Genomic DNA, 7,192 nt, shown 5'->3' with positions numbered 1-7,192 from the left:
AGTCCGTAAAGGCCCATGCACGAGATTAATATGGCAATGCCACCAAACAAGTTGGCCAGGATGCCCAGAATCTTTTCCGACTGCAGCTTTGCATTATACAAATCATTCACAAACTTAATTTCAACAGGGTAGCTCGGATTTATACTTTTGGCAACCGCGGAGATCAGCTCTACGTTTTTACTCAAACTATTGGCCGGATTTAACCGCATGTTAATGGTACCTCCCTGACTTTTGCTGAAATTGATAACCATTGGTCGTCCTGAGTGATAGGGCGAATCCCATAAAAAATCTTTGAACACGCCAATTACCTTTAGTTTGTTGTCAAAAAGCGTTACCATCTTGCCAATCGGATCTTTTAACTTCATCATTTTTACCGCGGTGCTGCTTAGCATAATAGCAGCAGAGTCAGATGCAAACTCCTTAGAGAAATCGCGTCCGGCTAGCATTTGCACACCGCTTGTTTTTACGAGGTCATATTGCGTTTCCAGGCGGTTAAATACAATTTCCTCACCCTGTTTCTCCATTCCAGGCCATTTAAATCCGTAAAACCAATTGCTCACGTGGGTCATACTACGCGATGCCTGGTTTACCGCAGTAACCGCACCTGTCTTTAAAATCTGCTCTTTGAACAACTCAAATTTTCCATGTAATTCTCCATTTTGAGGCATCTCTGCCAGTAAATTGATATTGTAACCTACGGGTCTGCCCTTTATAAACTGTATTTGCTTATAAATAACCAGGGTGGCAATGATCAGCATAATGGCAAAGCAAAACTGTGTTACCACAAGTACCTGCCTCAGGTTTATCGGAATGAGTCTTGCCCTTGCCGTCTTCTTTTTTAAAGTCTGAATAGGATTGAAGGAAGAAAGGAATACCGCGGGATAAATGCCCGCCAAAACACCTGTTAGCATTGCTACCGACAATATGCCCAGCCAATAGCCTGCATTCGTGTATTCGATTATGATTTCCAGGCCAAGCAGATTATTGAACATTGGTAGGGTAGCCTCAACAATAGCTACCGCAATAAGCACCGCAACAGCAGTAAGCACCATCGCTTCAGTAAGGAATTGTGTAACTAATGAACCTCTGGTTGCACCGATCGTTTTTTTAATGCCAAACAGATAAATGCGTTCAATGTCGCCACCTACACTCTTGCCGTTTAAAAATTCACCATGCAAATGTAAATCTGAAAAAGGGAATAGGAAGTTTTCATTTCTTTGGTCTGTATAGGTTTCATTGAATAGTTTTTTGACCTTGGAATTAATCAGATCAAGCTTAGCTCCGTTATTAACCTTTGCAATAGCAAGGAAACTGAAATTTCCCCAGCCTGGGTTTCGGGCCTCGCCATCTATATTTTCATAAAAAGACCATGGCATCAAATAATCAAACCTGAGCGAAGTGTTGGCTGGCTGATCCTTAATCACGCCCGTCACCCTCATGTCAGTATTATTTGCATACTTTACCGTTTTGTCTAATACATCAGTAGTGCCAAATAACAACTTCGCAGTACTTTCACTTAGTATTACAGCATTTGGTGTATTTAGTGCAGTATTCGGATTGCCGGCTATAAATTCATAATTAAATATTTTCAATATCTCCGGATCAGCAAAGAGATCAACTTTTCTAAAGCCGTTTTCCTTATTGGCAATTAGCGTTTCATTGCCACCAGCAATTCGGGTAATGATATCTACTTCGGGAATTTTGTTTCTTATGGCCATTGCAATCCCGTTGCCAGGTGATGTTCCTGTGCTTGTGATCTTACCGGATGCATCCTGGAAATTGGTCATCACCTGATAGATTTTATCTGCATCTTTAAATTGACGGTCGAACTTCATCTCGTAATTCACGTATAACAGCAATAGGAGGCAGGCTGACAATCCGACTGCCAGTCCAATGATATTAATCAACGAAGAGGTTTTGTTTCTCCAGAGGTTACGCAAAGCGATTTTTAAATTGAGCTTGAACATGGTAGTATTGATCTATCAATTAAATACAATTGATCTGCAATTTACCAAGTTTGTGCCAAGAGTTGATGTATGTTTCAATTTGCTGTAAAACAGTGTTTTAATTATAGTTTGATAATAAAACCGTTCATTATCGAACTACAGGTGTACAGTGTCGGACAGTTCATTTTAAACCAACACCGCTCCGCCATCAATGACCAGTGATTGCCCTGTAGCAAAAGATTGCTTCATCAGATACACAAAACCTCTGGCAATATCCTCAGCTTCACCAACCCGCTTTAGCAATAATGTACTCTCCAGATACTTGTAAAACCCATCACGGTCGGCGTCACTCAGGTTATTCCATAAATTGGTTTTGATTACACCAGCGGCAATATTGTTTACTCTTATTGGCGCCAGTTCAACTGCCATCGCGCGGGTAAAAGCATCCATGGCACCGCAAATAGTTGCACCAAGGCTATATCCTTTACTTGGCCGCTGGCCGAAATTGCCACTCATTAAGGTAATCGAGCCACCTTCATTAATATGATCTTTCCCGTATTTGATTGCTGCAAAGGCGCCCCAAAAACGTATGATGAAAAAATCCTTTCCTTGGTCAATATCGGTGTCATCCACCATACTCATTGTAATGTTTTCGCCTGCCGTATATACCAGGTGATCAAAGTTGCCCGTTTGCTTAAAGAAATCCTGAATGTTTTGCTCATTCGAAAGATCTAATGCATAACCCTCGCTTCCTTGTGGTAATTGCGTTAACGCCTGATCTATCCTTGTTTGGTTGCTCGATACAATAACCACATTTGCACCTTCAGCAGTTGCAGCTTTCGCAGTTGCTAATCCTAAACCCGAACTGCCACCTAAAATGATCACTTTTTTATTCTCCATGTTGTTGTTTTTATGGATACAAAGATCCACAACGCTTAAAATCCTGCACTTACCAAATGGTAAAAAGCACCGCACAGAAAACATTCTAAGGAAAACATTAATTTAGCAGATATTCCTTAACCCATGGAAACTCTCATTGCCTTCTTTCGCTCATTCAAAACCATTACAGATGATGAAGCTGCTATAATTTGCTCGCATTTTCAGGACAAAGATTTCAAAGAAGGGGAGTACCTTTTCAGCGAAGGCAAAGTATGTAAAACACTTTTCTTTATTGATACTGGCATTTTAAGGATAGTTACCACCAACCAAAAGGGTACCGATGTTACTTATTACTTTATTGATGACAAGCAATTCTGTACCATATTGCAAAGTTTTAACGAGGAAACAATTGCCAGCGAAGGCATCCAGGCATGCTGCGATACCCATGTTTTAGCTATTAGCAAAAAGAAATTGCTGGAACTATATCAAAAACTGCCATTGATGGCTGATCTCATTAATGAGATTCATCAGCAGCGAATGCTGGAAAAAATCCGCCTCAAAAATGCTTATTCAGGACACGATGCGGTTGAAAGGTATCAGGTGTTTTTGTCAGAACAACCTCAAATCGCATACCGCGTTCCACTCAATTACATAGCATCTTATTTGAATGTTACACCACAATCTTTGAGCAGAATCAGAAGAAAGCTGGCCTAATCCATTTACCTCACTCATACTTCAGCGCATCAACAGGGTTTGCCTTTACAGCCATGTAGGCTTGAAAACCGATCATGAGAAAAGCTATGATTGCTGTTTCTGTCATAGATGTCTTTTTTATGTTAAAAAAGAGATATGCTTTTACTGTTTTTAGGTCCAATATTTTGATTATAGCCAAATATTAGAATCTTTGTGGAGATGAGAAAATATAAAGACACATAATGAGTATAGCAAGAAAAATAACACTCCTTTTCGCTATTTTATCCGCAATTATCATTTCTTTATTGAGCGGTTTTGTCTGGTATTTTGCTAACGATTTTGCTTTTGAAGATTTTTATAAAAGACTAGAAGCCAGAGTTAACATCGCTGCGGAAATTAGAGTTGCCGAAGATAAAAACGACAACATGTATGCAAAAGTCCGTAATCAATATTTAGAGCGTTTACCGGATGAAAAAGAATTTGTTATTGAGAAAGGTGACTTCAATAATGTAAAATTAGACGTCGAATTGCCATCTAGTTTTTACGAAAAAATTAAGAAACTCAAAGTGGCCCGTTATCGTAAAGAAAATCATTTTTATGTTGGAAAATATTTTACTGGTAATCAACAAGATCGTATTATTATTGTTTCGGCCAATGATCCCTTTGGATTTAGAGAACTAAAGGATCTGCAGAAAACACTAATCGCTGGTTTTTTTCTATCTATAATAATGTCCTTTATAGTTGGTTGGAAATTCTCCAACTACATGCTTAATCCCTTAAGAAAGATTATTAAAAGCGTAAAGAAAATAAAAGCAGAAAACCTACACTTAAGGCTTGATGTATACGGTACTGATGAAATGGCTCAACTCTCACAAACCTTTAACAATATGTTGAACAGGTTAGAGACAGCTTTCGAAACACAGAACAATTTTATCAGCAATGCTTCACACGAGCTAAGAACACCGCTAACTATTATTAGTGGGGAGGTTGAACTTGCAATGAAATCAGACGCTGATGGTCAGGATCGCTATTTGGCCCTTGCCAAAATAAAAGACGAATCGGATCGACTGGAGCATATCCTTACAAGTTTGTTAGGGTTGGCTCAAACCGGCTTCAATGGTAAAAACCACCCCTGGGAACTGGTAAGAATTGATGAATTGCTTTGGGATATCAAACGCACAGTTAACCAGGTGCATCCCGAAAGTAAAATTGAAATCGATTTTAGTAACCTGCCAGCCGAGGAAGACCAGATAACGATAAAAGCAAATATTAATTTACTTAAGCTAGCTATAGCAAACATAGTAAGCAATGCCTGCAAATATTCTAACAATAAACCCGTATTGGTAACATTAGAAAGTAAGGCAAACGTATTGTCAATTGCTGTAAAAGATCACGGAATTGGTATACCCGCTGGTGATGTACAGCATATTTTTGAACCTTTTTATAGAGCGTCAAATACATCGGAGTTTAAGGGATATGGGATTGGCCTGCCACTATCCTTAAATATAATCCGCCTGCACCGCGGGAGCATCGCAATCAGCTCAATAGAAAATATTGCAACAGAAATTAAAGTCCTGCTTCCCGTTAATTAGCTAGAATTCACTTAATAGCTTTGTCAGCTTATTTCGGTCTTGCTTGCTCATGGCAGGGTAGGCAGGCAGATAAACAAGATTGTCTAGCATTAGGTCTTCAGCGTTAGCAACTGTGGAGGGGGCGCTGTACTTTACTAAGCTCGATGCTTTTTGCGAAGCATCAAAACCATTACTACGCAGGTAGGAGATAAGTCGTAACGGATCGTTTGACTCAACAGGCAGTACCCAATAAGTATGTTTTGTATTTAGTGTCCCGATTTTGTAATCGTTAGGGATGTGCGGTAAAATATCATTGGCCAGCTGTATTCTTGTAGCAATATCATGCTGTTTAAAGTTGTCCAGCTTTTTCTGTAATAGTTTTATGTTTGGCAAGCAGGGGCGACAACGAATTTGCTTAAAAATATCATCACCAGGGAATCCCTTGGTAAAGCCAGCTAATACCTCTTCAAAATCTTTTCCGCCTGCCTTTGCAAGGCCGGTGTAAATGGCTCTAGTAGTAAGGAGTTTTACCAGTGCGGCTTTAAATAGCTTTTTTAGAAAACTTGAGGTGTCCTGTTTATGGTATTGCTCATTTCTAGTTGAAACGTTGGCATGTAAAGCTGGATCTTTGATGTTGATTATTGCACCACGGATAGCCGTATTTGTTTTAATGAGGCCAAAACTAAACATTACCACATCAGACTCGGGGTTACCTTTATATAAATTACCGGCGTAGGCCTGGGCACAGTCTTCAAATACAATCAGCTTGTATTTCCTGGCAATGGCAATTAACTCATCAGTGTCCATAATTGCACCAAAAAGGTGCGTGATCAGTATGGCTTTTGTGCTTGGCGTTATTGCAGATTCCAGCTCTGCAGGCGATATATTTAATGTTTGCTTATTTACGGGCAAAGGAATAGCGGTTAGATTATGGCCAGCTATAATCTTAAACATGTCCGGAATGTTGATGTCCGTTACTAAAATTTCAGAACCTGCCGGAAAATCTAATGCATTTAGAACCAGATCAAAACCGGTACGTACAGAAAGGCAGATCAATTTTTTGTCGTTCTTTCCAGCGATGTCTGTTTTTTGAGGTCTAAAATAATCAGCAAAACAATAGTAGATGCCAATAAATAGATCTTTATTGCTGATGTATAGTTTGCCTCGGGGTATCATGCCCACAATATACTTATAGTTATTCCTACTACTGCACAATCTGAAGTATTCCCGGATGCTCAGCTGATATCCGAAGTTTCAGATTATCTCCTTCATTGAATCTTTGGTTTTCGTCATCTATTTTTTGTACAAAGTTTTCATTATCTAAAGCATAGCGAACTACCATATAGTGGTTGTATAACAAAGAGGATTCCGACGACCGCACCAATAATACTTTTCCATCTACTATTTTACCATGATTTTCCAATTGTCGCGCATAATAGAGTTTCTGTAACTGCAGAACTCCTAATGCACTAAATCTAACGGCTACAAGCAAAAGAAAACCAAAAAGAGTTCTAATTAGCAGGTTGCTTGTTTCAAGCCACATCATTTGTATAATGATAAGACAATTTCCAACAACCAACAGCAACATAAAAGCTACAGACTCTTTGTTGTAATAATGCAATTGAAAAATACCAATATAAATGCAAAAAAGAATTATCGAGCTAAGTACTAAAGTCCAAATGACTTTACTTTTTGACCGGGGGTGTAGCCGTATATACTTATTCATGAGAGTTTTGAGATTGCGTACTGAAATATAAATATTTATTTCGGAAATATGGCAACCTCAAATTATTAGATTGTTACACCACAAAACTGGCGTAACAATCCAATGCTTTAAATCTGTGCCGTGCCACCATCAACAAACAACTCAATACCTGTTATAAAGGTAGAATCGCTAGAAGCGAGGAATAGGGCAGTGCTGGCAATCTCTTCAGACGTACCAAAACGTCCCATCGGAATCTTTTCTGTAAATGAATCGCGGATATCCTGAGGTACACCATCAAAGGTGGCAGTATCAATAGAGCCCGGACTAAGCACATTTACACGGATCTTTCGGGCCTGCAGGTCAAGTGTCCAGGTGCGGGCAAGCGAACGGATAGCAGC

Annotated in this window: 7 protein-coding genes; 2 read left to right on the top strand and 5 right to left on the bottom strand. The window is 39.3% G+C overall.

The window, feature by feature from the left end:
• The coding region (locus AC1DDX_RS21540) for an ABC transporter permease (RefSeq protein ID WP_477622571.1) at nt 1-1,967 on the bottom strand (1,967 nt) is incomplete at its 3' end.
• Between the two features lie 165 nt (nt 1,968-2,132).
• Nucleotides 2,133-2,846, bottom strand: a complete 714-nt coding sequence (locus AC1DDX_RS21535; RefSeq protein WP_337717744.1) for an SDR family oxidoreductase — start codon at nt 2,844-2,846, stop codon at nt 2,133-2,135.
• 123 nt (nt 2,847-2,969) lie between these two features.
• Between AC1DDX_RS21535 and AC1DDX_RS21530 the strand changes: the two genes are divergently transcribed.
• Together AC1DDX_RS21530 and AC1DDX_RS21525 are read left to right on the top strand one after the other, a co-directional pair.
• The gene (locus tag AC1DDX_RS21530) at nt 2,970-3,539 is read left to right on the top strand and encodes a Crp/Fnr family transcriptional regulator (protein WP_337717742.1); all 570 of its coding nucleotides are present in this window, start codon (nt 2,970-2,972) and stop codon (nt 3,537-3,539) included.
• A 221-nt stretch (nt 3,540-3,760) separates the two neighbouring features.
• Nucleotides 3,761-5,110: a sensor histidine kinase gene (locus AC1DDX_RS21525; protein WP_337717740.1), complete on the top strand. Its 1,350-nt coding sequence runs from the start codon at nt 3,761-3,763 to the stop codon at nt 5,108-5,110.
• Here the strand turns inward: AC1DDX_RS21525 and AC1DDX_RS21520 are convergent, their stop codons facing one another.
• From AC1DDX_RS21520 to AC1DDX_RS21510, 3 genes are all read right to left on the bottom strand, one after another.
• Nucleotides 5,111-6,265: an aminotransferase class V-fold PLP-dependent enzyme gene (locus AC1DDX_RS21520; RefSeq protein ID WP_337717739.1), complete on the bottom strand. Its 1,155-nt coding sequence runs from the start codon at nt 6,263-6,265 to the stop codon at nt 5,111-5,113.
• Between the two features lie 28 nt (nt 6,266-6,293).
• Nucleotides 6,294-6,635, bottom strand: coding sequence for a DUF3592 domain-containing protein (locus AC1DDX_RS21515; RefSeq protein WP_337717737.1), 342 nt, complete (start codon nt 6,633-6,635; stop codon nt 6,294-6,296).
• A 287-nt stretch (nt 6,636-6,922) separates the two neighbouring features.
• Nucleotides 6,923-7,192 (bottom strand): SDR family oxidoreductase (locus AC1DDX_RS21510; protein ID WP_477622570.1); only part of this gene is annotated, 270 nt, incomplete at its 5' end.

The organism is Pedobacter sp. 10L46_2, assembly GCF_056395165.1.
The sequence above is the reverse complement of the archived record's forward strand: the minus strand, read 5'-3'. Positions and strand labels throughout refer to the sequence as shown.